This window comes from Chryseobacterium phosphatilyticum, from assembly GCF_002899825.2.
GTDB classification, from domain to species: domain Bacteria; phylum Bacteroidota; class Bacteroidia; order Flavobacteriales; family Weeksellaceae; genus Chryseobacterium; species Chryseobacterium phosphatilyticum.
In genome coordinates, this window is the sequence record NZ_PPED02000001.1 from 20,831 (window position 1) to 41,269 (window position 20,439).

The window sequence follows — 20,439 nt, forward strand, 5'->3', positions numbered from 1 at the left end:
ATAACCGGATGCAACAAAAATTATAACAATGAAAAGATTAACTCTAATTGCAGCTGCTGCATTATCCCTTACTGCTTGTCAACATGATAACCTTGCAGATTCTTCTACACCATTTGACATGAAGTCTACTTCAGCGGAATACCTTACAGCTTCTTCACTTCCTGTTACTAAAGTAAACGGGCCTATTACTTCCAATACAACATGGAGTGGAGTGATCGAAATTGATGGTACTGTGGCTGTTAAAGATGGAGCAACACTTACCATTCAACCGGGAACTTTTATCAAAGCTAAACCTAATGCCGCAGGAGAAGGTTCAGGAATCCTGGTTATTACTAAAACAGGTAAAATCAATGCTACAGGTACAGAGTCTCAGCCAATCGTTTTCACAAGCTACAACTTGTTGGATGGAAATGAAGACACTACAGCAACTCCGGGAGATTTCGGAGGAGTAATTCTTTTAGGAGATGCACCTACCAACGTACCTGCTACCACAACTATTGAAGGTCTTACAGGTAGCGATTACTACTTTGGAGGTTCAAATGCATCTCACAATGCAGGAATTATGAAATACGTGCGTATTGAATTCGCAGGGTATGATTTCGTAGGAGCGAATTCAGGTAACGAAGTAAACGCTTTATCATTAGGTGGTGTTGGAAATGGAACTACACTAGATCATATCCAGGTATCTTACGGTCAGGATGATTCTTTTGAATTCTTTGGAGGTACGGTAAATGCTTCCAATCTAATCTCTTTTGCAGCAGAAGATGATAACTTTGACTTTGATAACGGATACACAGGAACTATTACTTGTGCACTTTCTTTAGCTGATTACAATTCAGCACACACCGTGAGTGGTGGAAGCCCGGATTCTAACGGTATCGAGTTGGATAACAATGCTACAGGGACATCTACTTCCTTAATTACAAACCCTGTGATCAACAACCTGACTATCGTAGGACCAAAATTTGGTACAGCAGGACAAGGTGCTGCTTATGAAAACGGGATCCATATCAGAAGATACGGTAAGTTAACGTTAAATGATGTTGTAGTAACAGGATATCCTACAGGAATCAGAGTAGAAGGAGTAGGGTCTGAGCTTTCTGCAGCTTCTAATTTAGGTTCAATCCAGGTTCACGGATTTACTACCTCTGTAACAGGAGCAGGTACTGCAGGAATTCCTGTTGCTAATCTTCTTACAGGAACTACCGCTGCATCATGGGGAATGAGCCAGCCTTTCTTCAACGAAGGAAGCTGGAATGTATCTCCAAGAAACTGTGGAAACTTCCAGGGAATTTGGACAAAATACAATTTTGCCATTGTAGAGTAAAAAAAATAAAGGCAGGGAACAGCGTACGCTGATTCCTTGCTTTTCTATTTAAAAAAATCTAAATAATGAGTATCATGAAAAAAATAATTTTATCATCTGTTCTTTTTTTAACTCAGCTGGCTACAGCACAAACCATGGTATGGGGTAACACTTTTGATACTCCTGCTGATCTTCAGGGGTGGTCTTTCCACGATCTGAATAACAATAACAACGGATGGCTTCAGGGGCAAAATATTTATCACAACGGTACAGCTATGGTATATGGAACTGCAGGAGTCCTTCGTCATTCTATGAGCTTGGTGCCAACCGGAAGTGCTGTGGGATTTGCGACAGAAAATGACTGGATCATTTCTCCTCAGATTGATCTTACCAATGCAGGCGGAACCATTACTCTTGCGGCTTACATCGGAAGACAGAGAACGACTCATACGATTCTGGGACGTGACCTGTATATCTTCGTAAGCACCCCTCAAAAAGAAGTTCCTGCATTGTCTGATTTTCAGGCCATGACGGTAGATGGATCGGGGAATGACCTTCCAAGCCCATACAAAATACAGGTAGGAGGCTCTACGAATCCTTTCCCGACAGACCTTACTCAGTTCGTAGAAAACCTCGTGGATCTTTCTGCTTTTGCAGGCAAGAAAATTTATATCGGAATGTGGTCAAACAGAAAGCCAACCGGTAATAATATTCAAAATATCAATATTGATGAAATGGCTATTTATGCCACTGCTTTTTTAGGAACTAAGGATGTAAAAAAGAATAAAAATTTAACACAGATAATAGAAAATCCTGTAAAAGAAACGCTGAAATTAAAACTTAATCCAGGATTGAAAGAAAATACAGCAGTGGTAAGAATTTACAATACTGCAGGGCAAAAAGTTCTTAGTGTTCAGTATTCTCAATCTATTCATGTAGGAGAATTATCCAGTGGCGTTTATATAGCAGAAATTACTGACGGAAAGACAAAAGAACATTTGAAATTTATCAAAAAATAATCAGGGAATTTTTGAGAATTAAACATCAAAAAAATTCTGATTTAAATATATAAATAAGGGTGACCATTGGAAGAAGGTAATCCCAAACATATCCGACTTAGTTTTTTTTATAATTGTGTATTGCCCCGCACGAAGGGCGGGGCAATATTTTTAAGTTTAAATGATATAATTAATTAAAAAGATGAATAAGATCTTTGCATTAGTATTCTTTGCCATACTATTCTCATGTACAGACCATACTGCAATGGAGAAGTATGATAAAGCACAAAAGCCCGGAGAAGTAACCATAAAAGGTTTTTCTAAACCTGATGTACTTCAGATGAGGTTTAACGGAGTTCCGGTAGCTATAGACGGAAACACTTCATATACCAATAAAATAGAAACTCAGCTTCAGTTTGTACTGGATGAAGGAGAGACCAACAAACTGGGAATATATAATAATGAAACAGGAACAGAAATCGCAAAATATACGATCAGCTACAATAATGTAGAGGAGTATAAAAATTTGTATTTCTTTAATCTCCCAGGGATTTTCCTTCAAACGTATGCTGTAAAACCTCAGGTTAATCTTGGAAAAATAGGGTTTGAATTTATTTTTCCCAATCTGGGAGAATTCTCGGGATCAGCTCTTAAAAATGTAAAAGGTATTTTAAAAAGAGATAATGGGGTAGTACTTGCTGAATTTGAGAATATCGGCAAAGATAACTTTACTGCTGTGAAAATTTATAATTCTTTCAACCCTTTGACTCCTGCTTATCTGGAACTCTATAAACCCGGAACTACAGAACCATATATAGGATCTCAAATAATTAAAGTTAAAATCAACCAACACACCGGAGCCAATATGATTGTTCTTCAGGAAAAAATAGAAAATGGAGTATGGACGGTAAAAGGAGATATCGATATAGCAGGATATCTGTAGCAATATGAGAAAAGTTTTATTATTTCAATGGATCATAATAGCTGCCTTGCTCTTTTCATGTACCAGTAATAATGATGATGGAGCACCTGTTTTTCCTGAAGGAAGTACAGAATCTGTCAATGTTTGGGTACAGGACAGTATGAGGAGGTATTACTATTGGGCTGATCAAATGCCGGCCAAACCGGATTACCATCTTCCTGTAAAAGATTTTTTCAAAAGCCTGTTGTCTTCTCAGGATCGTTTTTCTTTTGTGGTCAATACAGAAGATCCGTCCAGCTATCCAAGATCCATACGAAATATGTATGGTTTTGATTATACAGTGATTCAACTGACGAATGGTGAAGTGGTGACAGTTATAAAGCTGGTTCTTAAAAATTCTCCGGCTTTTAATGCGGGATTGGAAAGAGGAATGATCATTACAAAAATAAATGGTAAGGTGATTACAGCAGCCAATGCAGAGTCTATTACCTCATCCATGAAAGAACAGACGGTTATCGACCTGAAAGTTGGCTACTGGAAAAATAATACAGTTGCTGATGAAAAAGATATTACGGTATATTATGGCTATTCCTCAGAACAACCTTTGTTGTCCCGGATTTTTGATAAAAATGGTAAAAAGACAGGTTATCTTTATATTTATGACTTTCCGGACGGAATGACCTCTGCGCTTAATCAGAAGTTTGCAGAATTTAAAGCTGCCGGGGTTCAGGACCTGATTCTTGATCTGAGGTACAATTATGGAGGATCGGTGTCATCCGCCGCTGCATTATGTTCATTGATTCCTTCCGGGATATCTGTCAGCTCGCCGTTCATTATTTTTAAAGGAAACAAAAATGGAGGCGAAGTAAAAAGAACATTTGCCCAACAAATTGCTTATGATCCCAAATCCCTTGATTTTAATACATTGCGGGCAAATGCAATGGGTTTGAGTAAAGTACATGTTCTCACCTCAAACAGTACGGCATCAGCAGCGGAAATAGTGATTAATAACCTGAAACCTTATCTGCAAGTGATTCAGATCGGAGAGGTTACTTTAGGAAAAGATATGGCCGGGTTTATTGTAGAAGATAAACGCAAACCCAGAAAGATTTCCTGGCAGATTCATCCGGTTATTTACAAAGTGTTCAATGCGAATGGTACAGGAGAATACAGCAAGGGAATTTCTCCGCAAACGAATGTAAATGAATATATTGAATTGCCATTACGCCCTTTAGGTGACCCGGATGAAACCTTGATTTCGTCAGCTTTGACAAATGTATATTTAAAATCAGCAAATGTCCAGGGCCCACAGCATCAGGTTAAGATTTTATATCAAAGTGATGTACCTGGTGTAGAAGGAAATATCTGGTAAAAAGATCATCATTTATTTATTTGCCTTCTCATTTTTTGTCATTTCACCACATCAAACAAAATATTAAAATTATGCAGGGAATAGAACCCAAACTTCACACAAGCCTCACCAGCAGAATCGAAAACTATCGTTTGCTGGTAGAAGCTTTGGAAGACCCTGAATCCCGGTCTTCTGATATTGCATTGCAAATTTCAGAACTACGTAATTTGTATGAAGATTATTTATCCAGCAAAAGAAACCTTGAACAGAGTATTAAAAATTACAAAGAATATCATGAGAATTTAAGGAAAAGACTGACCTTAAGATACCGGGAACTTAAAAGAAAAGCACGACAGAAATAAAGTGCTTTTTTGCCCATATTTATTGCGAAATTCATACATTTATAACTTCAATTTGATAGTGGTGAATTTATGATTTCCAATGGGACCGGGCTTTCAGGTTATATAACGATTTTTTGGCAATTTTCATGGCCGGAATGGGTTGTATTCAGTCTTGTTATCAATGTATTTCTTTATTTGTTCTCCATCGGACTCTATATCTTTATTGATAAAACCTGCCGTAAAAAGCCCTTGCAGGAAACCGATCATTCTATCACAACATCTGATTTATTTCTCAGCCTTTTTACCGTTGTTTGCAATAGCCTTGTCCTGTTGACAGGAGCTTTTCTATGGAAAAACAAATGGATTGAAATAGGGGAGAGTATGTCTGTTGGAGTAATTTTTCTGGAGGTTGTTGCATTGCTTCTTTTCATGGATCTGTTCATGTACTTCTTTCACTATGCAGCACATTTACCATGGGTATATAAAATGTTGCATGGAAAACACCATGAACATGTAAGTACCAATTTCTTAAGTCTTTTTGTCTTGCACCCCTTTGAAACCATTGGGTTCGGACTGATGATGCTGGTTGTATTAATGGGGTATGACTTTTCAGTTATTTCAATTTCAGTATATCTGATGATCAATCTTATTTGGGGGACAATAGGACATCTTAACAGAGAGTTTTTTCCTGCCAGTTTTGATAAGCTTTTGGTGGGAACGACAAGATTCCATAACCAGCATCATCTGGATGAAACCAAAAATTTTGGATTTTATACCTCTATTTGGGACCGCCTGTTTGGAACTTACAGGTAAAAAGTAACCTCTCATATATATACTTTTTTAAACGCAGGTTGCCTATTTTAAGATCACAATGCTTTACACTCATATATGTTGTCATTGCAAGTCGCAGGCGAAACAATTTCTTAATATTCTTAAAACCTTATCATTTCTTAATGGTTTAAAATTAGAACCTGTTATTGATCAGCAGTTTTTGTGCTGCCTTTATTTTTTCCTCCGCAAGCCTCAAATCATACAATTAAAGTCTAATTTGATTTAAGACTTTAGTAATCAGTCGATTGAAGTCGTTTAATTCCTTGGCAGTGAGTATAGCGGCTGTTTGCCGGGTGATATTCTTTCTGAATGTTTCTGAATTTTCTACAATAAACCTTCCTTTTTCCGCCACCGAAAGATTAAATTTCCGCCGATCCGTTTCATCCTGTTTCTGGATAATAAAATCATGACTGATCAAAAACTTTAATTGCTTTGATATGGCTGCCTGACTGATTTTAAACGCTGCAGAAATCTCTCTTCCTGTTGCATTTTCTTTTCTCATGATAAACTCAATAATATTATAATGAGTTGCTGTAACTCCGTTAATGTCTCCCCGGTTCATATGAGCCAGAATAAGACATTGAAAATCAGTAAAGGTGTTAAAAAACTCTTTTTCAATGGTTTTCATGAATAATATACTTAACTTAGTTAACTATTAACAAAGTTAATCATTTTCATCATGGAAAATATAGAAATTACGAATGCGAGGCAAAATAATCTCAAAAATATTTCCATAAAAATTCCAAAACATAGGATTGTGGTTTTTACAGGAGTTTCTGGCTCGGGAAAATCCTCATTGGTTTTTGAAACTATTGGAGCAGAAGCCCAACGACAAATTAACGAAACCCAGAACAGTTTTATCAGAAATCGTCTGCAACATTATGGAGTACCGGATGTAGATAAAATTGAAAATCTCAATGTTCCGATTATTATCAATCAAAAACGACTGGGAGGAAATGCCAGATCCACAGTGGGCACAGCAGCAGATGTCTCTGCTTCTTTACGATTGTTATTTTCAAGAATGGGAGAGCCGTTTGTGGGATACTCTAATGTTTTTTCATTTAATAATCCTCAGGGAATGTGCCCGGAATGTGAAGGATTAGGATTTGTTCAGGCACTGAACATTAACACTCTGATTGATAAAAGTAAATCTTTACAGGAAGGAGCCATCCGTTTTCCGACATTTCAGCCGGGAGGATGGCGTCTCACCAGATATACTTTGTCCGGATATTTTGATAATGATAAAAAGTTGGAAGACTTTTCCGAAAAAGAATGGGAAATGCTTTTACACTCGCCGGAACATAAACCTAAACACCCACACAAAGATTGGGGCAAAACGGTGAGGTATGAAGGCATAATTCCCAGAATTGAAAAAGCATTCCTGAAAAAAGATTCCAAAGAAAATATAACAAGAAAAGATGCGCTGAACCATATTGTCATTACAAAAATATGCCCTGTCTGCCAGGGAAAAAGGCTGAACGAAAAGATATTATCCTGTAAGATAAAAGAAAAAAATATAGCCGACTGTGCGGCACTTTCAGTTGATGAATTGCTGGAATTTATAAGTTCACTGGATTCTCAAACATATGAAGTTATTATCAATGAACTTTCTGCAAAGTTGCAGAATATGATAACCATTGGTTTGCAATACCTGACATTGGATAGAAATACAAACACCTTGTCAGGTGGTGAATCGCAGCGTATCAAAATGGTACGAAGCCTTGGAAACAGCTTGGTAGACCTCTTGTATATTTTCGATGAACCCAGCATTGGCCTTCATCCCAAAGACCTGCAGAATATTATATCCATTATCCAGCAAATCAGGGATAAAGGAAATTCAGTTCTAATCGTTGAACATGATCCTGATTTGATTGCCATAGCAGACCGTGTTGTTGATATAGGTCCCGGTTCGGGAAGAAATGGAGGAGAAGTGGTGTATGAAGGAACATTTAAACACTTAAAAACTTCCAAAGGTAAAACAGGTTCTTATTTTGCTAAAAAACCGACTTTAAAACGTGGATTCAGGAAACCTGCCGGATATCTGGAGATTAGAAATGCCAATTTATACAATCTTAAGAATATCAGTGTAAACATTCCCACAGGACTGATGACTGTTGTAACCGGAGTGGCAGGATCAGGAAAAAGTACATTAATCAATCGTGTATTGCCTGAATTTTATCCTAATGTAACCATTATTGATCAGTCTTTATTTGCAGCTAGTACCCGATCAAATTTACTTACCTATTTAGGAATATCGGATATTATACGCAAGCTTTTTGCTCAAACCAATCATGTTTCGGAGAAGTTGTTCAGCAGAAACAGTGACGGGGCTTGTCTCAACTGTAAAGGATTGGGAGTGGAAAGAATAGACCTGGCCTTTATGGATGATATTGAACAGCCTTGTGAGGTCTGTGGCGGTTCAGGTTTTAATCCTGATGTATTGCAATATAAGTATAAGGAAAAAACCATTGCTGAGGTAATGGATCTCACCGTTTCCGAAGCGGCTCATTTCTTTACAGAAGAATCTGTTCTCAAAAATTTTGATTTGTTGTTGCAATTGGGATTGGACTACCTGATGCTGGGACAAAGGTTGGACAGCTTTTCCGGTGGGGAAAGACAACGCCTGAAACTAACGAAGGAATTGAAAAATACTGATCAGATTATTATTTTAGATGAACCCAGTACAGGTTTACATCCGAGTGATACCCAGAAGTTGTTGACTTTTTTTAACCATCTGGTGCATCAGGGAAATACTTTAATTGTGATTGAACATAATCTGGATATTATCGCACAGGCCGACTGGATCATTGATATTGGTCCCGGTGCAGGAAAGTATGGAGGAAAAATTGTCTTTGAAGGAACTCCTGAAGATCTCCTGAAAGATAAAAAGTCTTACACCGCAGAGTTTCTGATAAAACATATTCAATAGATTAAAAATAAACCATTAAGAAAATTAAAGTTCATCATAGCATCACTGCGAGTCGCAGGTGAAGCAATCTAAAAACCTTATCCTTTCTTAATGGTTTAAAAAATAGAAACTGTTATTGACCGGCAGTCTTTTGAGCCGCCTTAATTCTTTCTTCCACAAGTCTCCAGTCATATAAATGAAATACTCTTCCATTACTCATCGCAACAAATACTCCTTTCGGGAATTTCGGTCCCAGATTGACAGCTGTTACCTCGGAACCGTCACTTTCACTGGTGGAAACAGGAATCTCTGCAATTCTTCCTTTTGAAGGAGCTTCTCTCAGATACACATTGAATGTGTCATTCTGCTGGTTGGAAACGAGGATGTAACCCGTGTTTTTTGAAACAGGATAGATGGATATTCCTTCCACATCAGAGGTGAAATCTCCTTTACCAAACACAAGCAGTTCTTCATTCCCTTTTGAAGGATCTGCAAAGTATTGATGAACCCCAAACTGTTCGTCAGAATAATAAATATATCCCATTTGGTCATCCACAGCAATACTTTCAATCTCTTTCAACCCACTATATTTTCCGAATTTCCGGACTATTGTTCCTATCATGGTTCCATTTTTTTCAGAAAGCTCATACTGCCAGAGATATCCGTCTTTTGGCCCTGATTTTCTTCCTACAATGGCATATATTTTTCCCGTTTCAGGGTTTTTGTACATTGAAATTCCCATAGGCCCGCGTTCTGTTTCCCCATCAAATACAGAAAATTCACCTACTTCTTTTAATTCCGGAAGAGAATAAAGCTTAACCTTATTGGTTTCTCTCTCTGTTACCGCTGCGATATCAACCTTTTTTCCGTTTAAAATAAAACCATATTCAATATCTACATTATTGGGACGCTTTAGTCCGGGAACTTTATTGATGATTTTTCCATTCAGATCAAAAGCATACAATCCGCCGTCAGTATCCTTATCTGTACCAATGATGATACTTTTTGACGCATCTTTTGGATTAATCCAGATCGCCGGATCATCCGTATCATGAACTACGGTTTCCGTAATGATACTGGGTTTTAACTTTTCTATCGATTGTTTCTGCCCCTGACAGCTCATCATAAAAAAGGAAACTGCGAGGGGAACTATATAATAGGATATCTTGTTCATGTTAAAAATCAAATTTTACTCCCATGGTAAATCGAGGTCTGTAATATTCTGCCTGAGCAGTTCTGTCCTGGATTCCCTGATAATACCTTAACGGCTGATTGGTTAAATTATTGGCTTCTGCAAATACCCTCAATTGGCTGGTAATTTTATAAGATGCATTGGCATCAAGGAAAAACTGTTTGTCATAATACCGGTCATCAAAAGCCTTACCTCCTAATTCGTCAATATAATGAGAGGCATAATTCATGGAAATTCTGGCTGAAAAACGTTTGTTTTCCCATGAAAGCGATCCATTGAACATATGAGGTGCAGCGCCCGGAAGACCTACATCTGTTCTTTCAATACCTTCCTCATTGGTGATTCCTTTTGCTTTTGAATGAGTGTAGGTATAGTTAATATATATTCCAAGCCCTTTCCAGAAGGCACCCGGAATGAAATCAAGCTGTCTTTGTAAAGCTACTTCAAAGCCGTAAATATCAACATGATCTCCATTACGCTGCTGTATAAACTTCCAATTGTTTTCACCTGCCGGAATCGGATTGGATTGACCTGAAAAATCATGGGCAAAATCATTGGTGGTATAATTTCTACGCGAATAGGTATAAATAAAGTCATTGAGGTTTTTGTAAAAAACACCCCCCGAAAGAATACCCACAGATTTAAAGTACTTTTCTGCCATGAAATCAAAATTATAGGCATATGTAGCCTTTAAATTCGGATTTCCTGCCGAAATAATCTCATCTTCCGAGATTACATTCAGGTACGGAACCAATGAATAATAATTTGGACGGGCAAGTGCTGTGGTAAAGGCTGCACGAAGCACCAGATCCTGTACCGGAACATATTTGAAAGAGATATTGGGAAGTACATTGGTGTACGTGTTGGTATTATTAATTTTTCCCACCAGATCTTTTTCGTTCATCACATAATTTCCGGTGTAGTCAATTTGTGTAGTTTCAATACGTGCTCCCACGATCATGGAAAGGTGATCATTGAAATCCTGATCCCAACGAACATATCCTGCATAAATCTGTTCCTTTGCACTATAATTGCTGGAAAGGAATTTGGACGGCTTCAGCTGTCCGTTAAACTGACCGGAATTAAATAAATCTAAATTTCCCAGATACGAAGGATCCACAAAAGTTCCCGGAACATAATTTCCCGGCTGAAAGTTTTGTCCGTTAAGATATAAAGTCGGTACCGAAAGTAAGCTTCCCATAGAAGTAACCGGTGTAAAGCTATAATAATCATTATTCCTTTCCTTCTCCTTTAAACGCATTCGCAAACCGGTACGAAGTCGTCCTTTTTGTCCTTCGATAAGAGAAAGAGGAAAACGCACATTCACTCTTGCTCCGAATTCCTTCTCCTGAGTGAAGCTATTGGCATCTGAAAGATCACTTAATTTATAGTTTCCTAAATTATCTTCATTCAGAAGGTTAATCGTTGGTGTGCGCGGATCACTTAGATCCGGAGAAAAGTTCATTTTACTATTCTCAAACTCTATATATCTTTGGTGGGGCTTATCCTCACTTGCTGTTGCATAATTCATGGACCAGTCAAGATCTACCGTAGAACCCAGTAAATGTTCCCCTCTTAAGGCATAATTCTGTACTTTTTGCTTTTCCAGACGGGTGTTATCATTTTCAGCATCACCTCCTTTGTTTTGTCTTGTCAGACTTCCTTTCCAACCCGTGATCTCAGTTTCATCGGTATTATAAACCGGTTTTACTTTATACCCCAGGGCAAACCGGGTTTCTTTATCATTTCGGAAGTTGTACATCGCTGAAGCATAGACTTTATTTTTTGAGTCAAATTCATAATCCATATTCAGATCAAAACTATGTCTGATACGATGTTCATTGTAATAACGAACTCCCATTTTGCTGATGTAGGCAGTTTGTGCGGCATCATTGGCTATACTCCAGACAGGTTCAATATTATCTGATCCAAAATTGTTGTTGTTGTAGGAAAAGCTGAATACCGCTCCCAATTTTTTGTTTAAAAAACGATTTCCATATACTAAGCCAGCCGTATAGTTTCCTTTTTCACGGATTGGGTTGTAACCTCCGGCCAAAGTTGCTGAAATTCTTTGCCCGTTAGGCGATGCCCTTGTAATCAGATTGACCGAACCTCCGATGGCATCGGCATCCATATCAGGAGTAAGGGTCTTATTCACTTCAATGGTAGAAATCATATCGGAAGGGATCAAATCCATCTGAACATTACGGTTGTCTCCCTCAGCAGAAGGAATTCTGTCTCCGTTCAGGGTAACAGAGTTCAGGTTGGGGGCAAGTCCTCTGATGATCAGGTTTCTGGCTTCTCCCTGGTCATTTTGTATGGTAATACCCGGAACACGCTTCAAAGCATCACCAATATTGGGATCCGGAAAACGTCCGATCTGGTCGGAAGAAATCACGTTGGTGATATTGGCATTATTTTTCTGCTTGTTTAGGGCTCTTGCCTGATTTTTCAAAGTTGTTCCCGAAACAATTACTTCAGCGATCGTTGTTTCTTTTTTGTCAAATACAATATTCTGTCTTGTATTTTTCTCAGGCTCAACCGTAACATTATATTGATGAATGCCGTACCCGAGATAATCAATTTTCATCGTATAATTCCCTGGAGGGACATTCAGAAATACAAAATTTCCATGTTCGTCGGAAGTTGTATAAATATTTCCCGGACTTAAGGAGATTCGGGCTCCCGGTAGGGCAATCTTCGAGTCATCGTTAATGTTCCCGGAAAGAGAACCGGTTTGTGCATAAAAAAATAGAGAAGCACAAAACAGTACAGATGTAAAAATTTTCTTCACTTTCTTTAATTAGATTAAAAACTGCAACAAAATTAAACGTCTGTTTGGGAAAAGACTTGAAGTTAAAATTAAGATTCCTTTAAGAATTGTTAATATGGAAAAATTTAAAAAAGCTTATTTACACTTCAGATCCCAGATTTTTTTCACTAAGAGAACCTTCAAGCAATAAGGTCAATTCATCACATTGAATAATTGTACCATGTTGGATCGTAAATTCTGCCAATACCTTATGTTTAGCGATACTTCCATCTTTTAATAATGATTCTACAAGATGATGAGTAAAAATGACATTCCCGTTTTCTGCATAATGAATAATCTCAATTTTTTGTTCGGAAATTTTTTCTTTCAGCTTTTTGATATGCAGGACAAATTCCTTATAGTGTAATTGCTGGTGATCAACGAATTGAACATAATCTTTGGAGAAATATTTTTCAATTAGTATTTCATCAAATACAGGATTTTCTAGCACATGAGTGAATACCTCCCGGATAAAATTTTTCATAGCTTGATATTAATATGAAGCAAAATTATATCACAGATTAACTTCGGGACGATAACAATTGTAAATAAATTATCTGCGGTTTCTGATCCTGCTCAGAGACACACTGGTGATTCCAAGATAGGATGCAATATAATGTTGGGGAAACCTCAATAAAAGCTCCGGCCTGTCTTTAAGGAGATCTTCGTAGCGCTTTTGGGGAGAATCTTTTATAAAAGTCATCAATCGTTTGGTAATCTCACTGAAACGTTGATAGAAAAGCGGATTAAAAGTCTGCTGAAAGTCCGGATTATTCATCAATTTTCTGAAACTATCAATTTCCAATTCATGCAAAATTGTTGGCTCTAATGTTTCGATGATAAATTCACTTTTAGTTCCGTTGAGAAAGCTGTCAAAAGATGATACGGCCTGGTTTTCTGTGATAAATTCTAAAGTAAGCTCACGACCATCCTGATAAAAATATTCTCTCAGGGCACCGCTTTTTACAAAGAACATTTTGTTGGAAATTTCTCCTTCATCCAGAAGAACTCTTTTTGCCGGATACTTTACTTCAGATAATTCCTGAAGATTATTTTTTAAAAGAAAGAATAGGTCGGGTACATGCATAACAATCAAAGGTAGGAAATTAAAACAAGCTATCGGAGAAATATCAGTAGAGGTGGGCTTTAGCCCGCCTTACTATAAATAAACATATCCATTGGCTTTAGCCAAAACTTAAAATTGCCTTATGAATAGTTGAATTTTTTTCCCAATTTGCAAAAGAAAACGATGAACCCTATGAGCACATTCCCACAGATTTTATCCGATGAGAAAGTAAATGAACGTCATATTGACTTCAGAGATGCACTGTATCAACTGGATACTGAAAATTTAACTTCCGAAAACACTGATGTTCTCATCAAAATATACAAGACAACCAAGCAGATTGATTATCGTAACAGAATTCTAAAGTTGTTATATACTCACAACTCATCCGATCTGCAGGAGTTTTTTGAAGGAGCATATAAAAAGGAAAGGTATCTGGATATGAAAATATATGGTTTGCGTGGTCTTGCTTTGTTTTCTAATGAGAAATACATTGAAAAGCTGGTGAACAAGCTGAAATTGATATTGGCAAAGCGTGAAGAAACAACACCGTACAACTATCAGGAATATGAATTATTGAGAGGAAAGAATGCATTACCTTTTATTGTCGATACCTACAATTATAATTGTTTAAAAGAATTATTACAACAGGTGAACGAACAATATGAAAGGATGCCTGATGCGTTTAAAGGGCATTTTACCACCGATGAAAACGGGGAGATTACAAACCTTAGAACACCTGCTGAAAACTCAAAATTAATCACTGCATTTTTTAACCAACAGAAAAAGAATTGAAAATCATAGATTTTCAAAGCCTAAAGTGAACTTATTATGCACAAAGCTTTTAACTTACAATAACTTAAGAGTTCAAAATTCTAAGTTTATATCAGATTATAAGATTTTCTGATATGAAATTATAAGTGTTACAAACTTTTGTGGTTACAAAAAACCGCATCGGATATTTCCAATGCGGTTTATAGTAAGTTTATTTTAATATTAATCGTTATCCACTCTGATCCATTTTCCATTTTCTATTCCTTCATAGAAATGGTCATTATGGTAAATAACCGCTCCCTGAATATGGGGTTTATTGGCCGGAAGTGTTAATACCTCAGGTGAAGCATTGGTATTTCGGATCATAAATACATCATTTCCTTCTTTAATTACAATTCCCGCTCCTGAAATAAGCCTGTTCAGACCATTATCAGTGAGAGGATCAGGTATTGCTGATGGAAGTAATTCGGTAATACGTCGTGCTCCTGCTGATGCGGTACAACCCCGTAGCGTACCATCCATCAACATCATCACTCCAGGTGTTGGGCATTCCGGATTGATATTGACTACAATTTCTTTATTGCTGATATCTACCGGACAAGTTTGTTCACCGGTAAATTTGATATTCTTCAGCCGGTAAGCAAATGTTCCGACCTGACTTTTAGGATGGAGAATAACTGCCTCACCATTGGCTCCGGAAGTAACGGTTTGATCCGGACCTCCATTCAAACTGTAGGTAAAAATATAATTTTGAGGAAGAGATCCTTTAAATCTTACCTGTATATCTCCTGAAATCTGTTGTACAGTACTTGTTGTTAAGGATATAGTAGAATCTACCGGTAAGGCTATCGATGAAATCCTAAAATCTTCAGTAATATTACATCCGTCCTGGCCGTAAGTAACACTTACCTTATAATTGCCCGGTTGAGTAAAAGTAATCACTGAACTGTTCCCGATAACGGCCGAATTGATCGTATTTATTTTCGTCCATGTATAACTTGCATTAGGATCCGTTCCAAATAATGTGGAAGCATCATAGGTCTTTGGAAATTCTGAAGCACAAAGTGTTTTATTGCCTCCAAAACCTGCAGCCTGTACATCAGTAGGTACTATGGTAAGATTCACAGTGTTCCCCAGATCCTGACTGTTCCCATAGGCATTGACAGGACGTGAAAAATTCATATCCTTGATAGAAGCATAAAACATGGTATATTTTGCTGAGGGGGCAAGACTCATCATATTCTGACCTGCAGCTGATCTGAGCACTGAAATTCTGTTGCACGGAGTTCCTGTCATAAAAAGATTTTCAGTAACTACCTGGCTATTATTGACCTGATAAGATCCCGGGTTGAAATACAAGGTTTTGTATTTTCCGGAAGAGGAGAGTGTGCTTACGGAATTCACTGCTGAACTCCCCAGAAATGTTACTGTATTGAAATCCCAGGTCTTTGTTCCTGTATTTAGAATTCCGTCTTTCCATAGAGTAAGATCACCAAATGCAGTGGCTTCCGGAGTATTGGTGACGAAATATCCTGTTTCTACTTTAGCCTCTCTTAGTTGCAAATTCACGGGGTTATTTCCTGTATTAATATTAAAATAAGGACTGTAGAAATTGTAAAAAGGAAGACTTGGCATATAATAATGAGAAGTACCTGCACTGTTTGCTCTGGTTCCGGTAACAATTGATTGTCCAAAATCTACAACAGGATTATTGTTGGTCGTTTGGTTCCAGCTAAAATTGACAAGAGTCATGGGTTGGCTATTGGTTTTAAATCCTGCAGCATTATTAAAATTAAGATCTCCCAGATAAGGACTTTTCAATTCAAAATAATCTGGTGCATTGATATTGAGGTAAATATAAGCTCCTTTAGTATCAATATGACGAGTTCTTCCACTAGTTGCTCCCTGGGGCATAATGATATTACGAATAAGTCCGTAGGATGAAAAAGGAACATTAATCTTAAGATCATTTTGCAGCACCAGATTACCATATATATTCAGATAATACAGGTAACTGCTATCCGCTCCGAAATCCAATACCGGTTGGTTGGGGGCATTATTAAATGTGAGATTATGGGCTTTTGATATGCTGCTTCCTTTGATAATAATTTTATTTTGCCCTGGAGTAAATCCGGAATTTTGGTCAAAAAAAACATTATCTATAGAGGTAGGAATATCACAATTTGTTATTGGGGTTCCCCCTGAAGTTAGTGACCAGTGCAATGGATCTCTCCATTCTCCCTGACCACCAATCCAGTAAAGATTCCTTGGATCTGTAGAAATAGCATCCTGAAAACTGATTCCGGTATTTCCTCCTAAATCTGTACTTTTTGTGGTGAGGTAGGTTTGACCTCCGGACGAAGAAATCATTTTAAATTGTACTCTGTCCATTGAATAATGAGAAGAATTGGCAGTATAATTGGGAAGTACCAGTGACCTTGGTTGTAGGTTGGCAGAAGAAAAGATCAGTTTATCAATACAATCTCCATACATATTCAGAGATTGATTTACCTGAACATTGCCTTCTAAAGCTATGTGATTATTTTTTTCGATGACCAGATTATTAACCGTGAGTAGAGATTTAATGGTTAAAGAAGGATTTATTTTATCAATTCTTGTTCCTGATGTTGAATGGATGATAAAATGATTGATAATCCCGCCGGTAATGTTGAAGTTCATCATATAATCATTAACACCTGCTGCATTGGTAAATTCTATTTTTTCAAAATAGTGAGCAAGATTATTGGAGGAGATTTCATTCCCTAAACTACCGGAAGGTTTAATAATTTTGATGACGCTGTTACCCGTATCTACTACAGGCTGAATGGTATTGACAATGAAGTTGGAGCTTATTGTAATATCTGCATTATTCATCAGAAACTGATCTCCATACAAAGTCAGTGAAGTAAGTTTCAGAAGAGTTCCACTTGCATCCAGAATGTTTCCGGAGATGTTGTTTTGCATAATAATAGAATTACCATTAAGATCATACGTTGAGGTCCCTCTGTTGATTTTCCACCGGGCAGAGCCCGAAAAAGTAAGTACAGAAGTGGCTCCGTTCGGTGTGAGATTCTTAACAATGTTCGTGGGTTTATTGGTATTAATGAACGTGAATCCCAAAAAATATCCTGCATCATAATATCCGGGATGTAAAATCATATTTCCATTCACATTCATTTTATAATAATTGTTATTTCCCGCAAAATAAGATTTTGAGGTAGTGGGTAAGTCACTAAAAGTAATATCATTCACCGTTACGTCACCGGATAGCTGTATGGCTGTAATTCCATTGAGAATAAATCCTGAGTACCGGTCAAAAAATACATTATCGTTGCTGCCCGGTATACCACAAGTTGAGGTGATCCTTGCATTTGTAGGATCCAGAGACCAGTGACTGATATCATTCCAGTTTCCGTGTCCTCCTTTCCAGTAAAAATTTTTCGCGGTTGCTGCAGTAAAATTGATTCCTGAGTTGTTTCCGCTATCAATTGAATTATTGGCATTAACGGGTTTTGCTCCCTGTACAGGAGTAATGTATCCAGCATTAATTCCTGAAATATTCATTCTGTTCAGCTCAACCAATCCATTCCCGTTAATCATATTCCCAAGTACCAGATTATTTCCTCCTGAACCGATTAAATTAACTGCCAGATCACAATCTGCTCGATTGTAAAGAAAGGTGTTGTTGATAATCAGTTGAGAAGAATCCTGAATTATGATGTTAGAAGGAGAGTTGATGATAAGGTGATCCGGTTTATTGATATCCAGAAACCTGATATCTCCCGCATTGACCTGAAATATTCCGGTATTCATATACCGGATATCTCCCTGGGAACTGCTTTCCTTAAAGATTTTTCCAAAAAAATGACTGGTATTTCCTGAAAAATAATACCGCCCATTATAGTTTTGGATAAATACAGATGTATTGGGAGCTGTAATGGTTTGTTTGGTATTGATATTCAGAGTGATCATTTGTAATGTTGCATGGTCTATACTGACATTGTTGCCACCCAACCAGAATTCCCGGGCCTTTATTTTCCTGCCATCAGCATAAAGATTGCTTATCATGGCACTGCTGTCAAAATTGAAACTCCCAGTCACTTCAATATCATACGGCGTGGTGCTGGTGGCAGGCATCAGATAATAATTGTCATTACCCAATACACTCAACTGGGTTACTTTCTGCCCTTCAAAGTTCATATAACGGTTGATTACCGGATCGGTATTACTGTATTTTCGAATATTGAAGCTCGTAGCAGTTGCCGTCATTTCTTTTTGGAGATAAATATTACCATAGATATAGGTAGTGGGGCTATAAACGGGGTTAGCCGGAGCATTATTCCAGGTCATATTACGGACAGAAACAGTTCCGGTACTTGTAATGCTGTTATTTGTAGGTGTAAAACCGGAAGATGCATCCAGAATGACATCATCATACATATGAGGAATACAATTGGCTGGTGAACCTCCTGAAGTAAAGGACCAATGCGAGGGATCATTCCAGCTTCCGCCACCACCTATCCAATAGAATGTTTTGGAAGATATGCCCGAGTATGTAATATTTCCCGTATTGCTTCCGCCATCGGTTCCTGCGATCATTGATCCGCCTCCTGTTAGCTTTACAGCGATAAGATTATAATCAGAAAGTGAAGAAATACCATTCCCATTGACAGAGCCAGGAAGAATAACATTAACCGGATTAGTGGTGTCTGCACCTCCAAACCTCGGAATTGTACCATTACATGGAGAATTGGCTATGAATGTTTGATGAACCTGAAGATAATTAGGACTTAGATTTGGCGCTGGGCGGAAGGTATACAATCCACCATTGAGTACCAGATTGTTAATATCAATTTGCTGGGTTCGCAATGTAGCATTTCCTTTACCGAGAGTCAGGTTTTTAATTTCGTGTCGTGTTCCTGAGAAATCACAGCTTCCATCGCCTAAAATAACTTCATTGGCCTTCCATGTTGTGACATTTACTATTAGGCCGTACAAACTAGCTTTATTAATATTCAATTCATTTCCCGTGATATTAGCACCGCTGTTTCCGGCTCCTGTTAATTCATCTACTTTCAGAAAATTGCCTGCTGAGATTTGAGAATAGTTTCCTGTGGGAAGGGTAATTTTTTTGATATCCTGAGTCGTTTGAATTGTCAGTGATGAAAAGGAAAGGGAGGCCTGGGTCAGATTAGCTGCGGAATTGAATTGCATCGCGCCTGTTGTGGTTAACGACGAGCTTCCGAATCTTGATGTTGCCGTGGAAGTGTGAGTTAGGGTATTTGCAATGATATTCTTATTATCAGTATCAAGAAGGGCATTCTCACTAATATTAAACTGGAAGAAGCCATTGCTGGCAAAATTTTTAACCAGTTTAAAAGTGCCGTTTCCCTTCAGATTGAATGATGAGGTATATGAGGTACCAATGTACCTTGGGTCAATCAGGTTATCGGGAATATCAATAAGATGAGGACTTGGGTTTGAACTGTCTGAAAAAAGGTTCATAGTGAGGTTGTAATACGCTCCGGCATTGGATTTCCACCTCAGATTTCCGTAAATATTGAAAATACTTCCTGCCGGAAAACCCAGTTTTCCGATAAATGAATCCTCAATAATAAAATCTTTACAGGTTGCTGAAGAAGGAATAGTCAACAACCCTCCTGTAGAATTAAAACCACTTCCTGATGTGATATATACATTATCATAGCGGGATGGAATAATGCTGGCTGTTGGCCCCGATGCTGAGCCGATACGCCAATGGTTCAGGTCACTCCAGGAACCGATCCCTCCGACCCAGTAGTAGTTATTCTGAGCCAGAAAACTCTGACTTAGCAGACAGAGAAGAACAAAATATAATTTAAGTTTCATGGTATTTGAATTACAAAATTAATAAGGAGAGGAGGCATAAATGCTCAACTCCGATGATGCTGAAAAGGTC

The 20,439-nt window shown here is 37.8% G+C and carries 14 protein-coding genes; 8 read left to right on the plus strand and 6 right to left on the minus strand.

Going from position 1 to position 20,439, the window contains the following annotated elements:
* Window positions 1-28: 28 nt before the first annotated feature.
* The 6 genes from C1631_RS00095 to C1631_RS00120 all read left to right on the plus strand — a co-directional run bounded on the left by C1631_RS00095 (window position 29) and on the right by C1631_RS00120 (window position 5,731).
* Window positions 29-1,327: a beta-helix domain-containing protein gene (locus C1631_RS00095; RefSeq protein WP_103249268.1), complete on the plus strand. Its 1,299-nt coding sequence runs from the start codon at window positions 29-31 to the stop codon at window positions 1,325-1,327.
* 74 nt (window positions 1,328-1,401) lie between these two features.
* Entirely contained in the window at window positions 1,402-2,325 is a 924-nt protein-coding gene (locus C1631_RS00100) for a T9SS-dependent choice-of-anchor J family protein (RefSeq protein WP_109711389.1), read from the plus strand.
* 181 nt (window positions 2,326-2,506) lie between these two features.
* Window positions 2,507-3,247 carry a hypothetical protein gene (locus C1631_RS00105; protein ID WP_228440911.1) on the plus strand — a complete coding sequence of 247 codons (741 nt, stop codon included), beginning with the start codon at window positions 2,507-2,509 and terminating at the stop codon, window positions 3,245-3,247.
* Between the two features lie 4 nt (window positions 3,248-3,251).
* Window positions 3,252-4,598 (plus strand): S41 family peptidase, encoded by a 1,347-nt coding sequence (locus C1631_RS00110; RefSeq protein WP_109709608.1) that lies wholly within the window; start codon window positions 3,252-3,254, stop codon window positions 4,596-4,598.
* Between the two features lie 71 nt (window positions 4,599-4,669).
* A complete protein-coding gene (locus C1631_RS00115) occupies window positions 4,670-4,939 on the plus strand; it encodes a hypothetical protein (protein ID WP_109709610.1) in 270 nt (89 codons plus the stop codon).
* A gap of 69 nt (window positions 4,940-5,008) precedes the next feature.
* Window positions 5,009-5,731: a sterol desaturase family protein gene (locus C1631_RS00120; protein WP_109709612.1), complete on the plus strand. Its 723-nt coding sequence runs from the start codon at window positions 5,009-5,011 to the stop codon at window positions 5,729-5,731.
* Between the two features lie 223 nt (window positions 5,732-5,954).
* Here the strand turns inward: C1631_RS00120 and C1631_RS00125 are convergent, their stop codons facing one another.
* Window positions 5,955-6,377, minus strand: coding sequence for a MarR family winged helix-turn-helix transcriptional regulator (locus C1631_RS00125; protein ID WP_109709614.1), 423 nt, complete (start codon window positions 6,375-6,377; stop codon window positions 5,955-5,957).
* Window positions 6,378-6,428: 51 nt separating this feature from the next.
* Here C1631_RS00125 and C1631_RS00130 point away from each other — a divergent pair, with 51 nt between their 5' ends.
* Entirely contained in the window at window positions 6,429-8,678 is a 2,250-nt protein-coding gene (locus tag C1631_RS00130; protein WP_109709615.1) for an ATP-binding cassette domain-containing protein, read from the plus strand.
* Window positions 8,679-8,790: 112 nt separating this feature from the next.
* Here the strand turns inward: C1631_RS00130 and C1631_RS00135 are convergent, their stop codons facing one another.
* The 4 genes from C1631_RS00135 to C1631_RS00150 form a co-directional block, all read right to left on the minus strand.
* Entirely contained in the window at window positions 8,791-9,783 is a 993-nt protein-coding gene (locus C1631_RS00135; protein ID WP_228441085.1) for a phytase, read from the minus strand.
* A gap of 49 nt (window positions 9,784-9,832) precedes the next feature.
* A complete protein-coding gene (locus tag C1631_RS00140; protein ID WP_109709619.1) occupies window positions 9,833-12,643 on the minus strand; it encodes a TonB-dependent receptor in 2,811 nt (936 codons plus the stop codon).
* A 118-nt stretch (window positions 12,644-12,761) separates the two neighbouring features.
* Window positions 12,762-13,145: a hypothetical protein gene (locus C1631_RS00145; protein WP_103249837.1), complete on the minus strand. Its 384-nt coding sequence runs from the start codon at window positions 13,143-13,145 to the stop codon at window positions 12,762-12,764.
* Window positions 13,146-13,214: 69 nt separating this feature from the next.
* Window positions 13,215-13,748 (minus strand): Crp/Fnr family transcriptional regulator, encoded by a 534-nt coding sequence (locus C1631_RS00150; RefSeq protein ID WP_109709620.1) that lies wholly within the window; start codon window positions 13,746-13,748, stop codon window positions 13,215-13,217.
* Window positions 13,749-13,919: 171 nt separating this feature from the next.
* Between C1631_RS00150 and C1631_RS00155 the strand changes: the two genes are divergently transcribed.
* The gene (locus tag C1631_RS00155) at window positions 13,920-14,522 is read left to right on the plus strand and encodes a hypothetical protein (RefSeq protein ID WP_123966542.1); all 603 of its coding nucleotides are present in this window, start codon (window positions 13,920-13,922) and stop codon (window positions 14,520-14,522) included.
* Window positions 14,523-14,723: 201 nt separating this feature from the next.
* On the opposite strand, the gene C1631_RS00160 is transcribed toward C1631_RS00155, so the two are convergent.
* A complete protein-coding gene (locus C1631_RS00160) occupies window positions 14,724-20,369 on the minus strand; it encodes a hypothetical protein (RefSeq protein ID WP_109709622.1) in 5,646 nt (1,881 codons plus the stop codon).
* Window positions 20,370-20,439 lie beyond the last annotated feature (70 nt).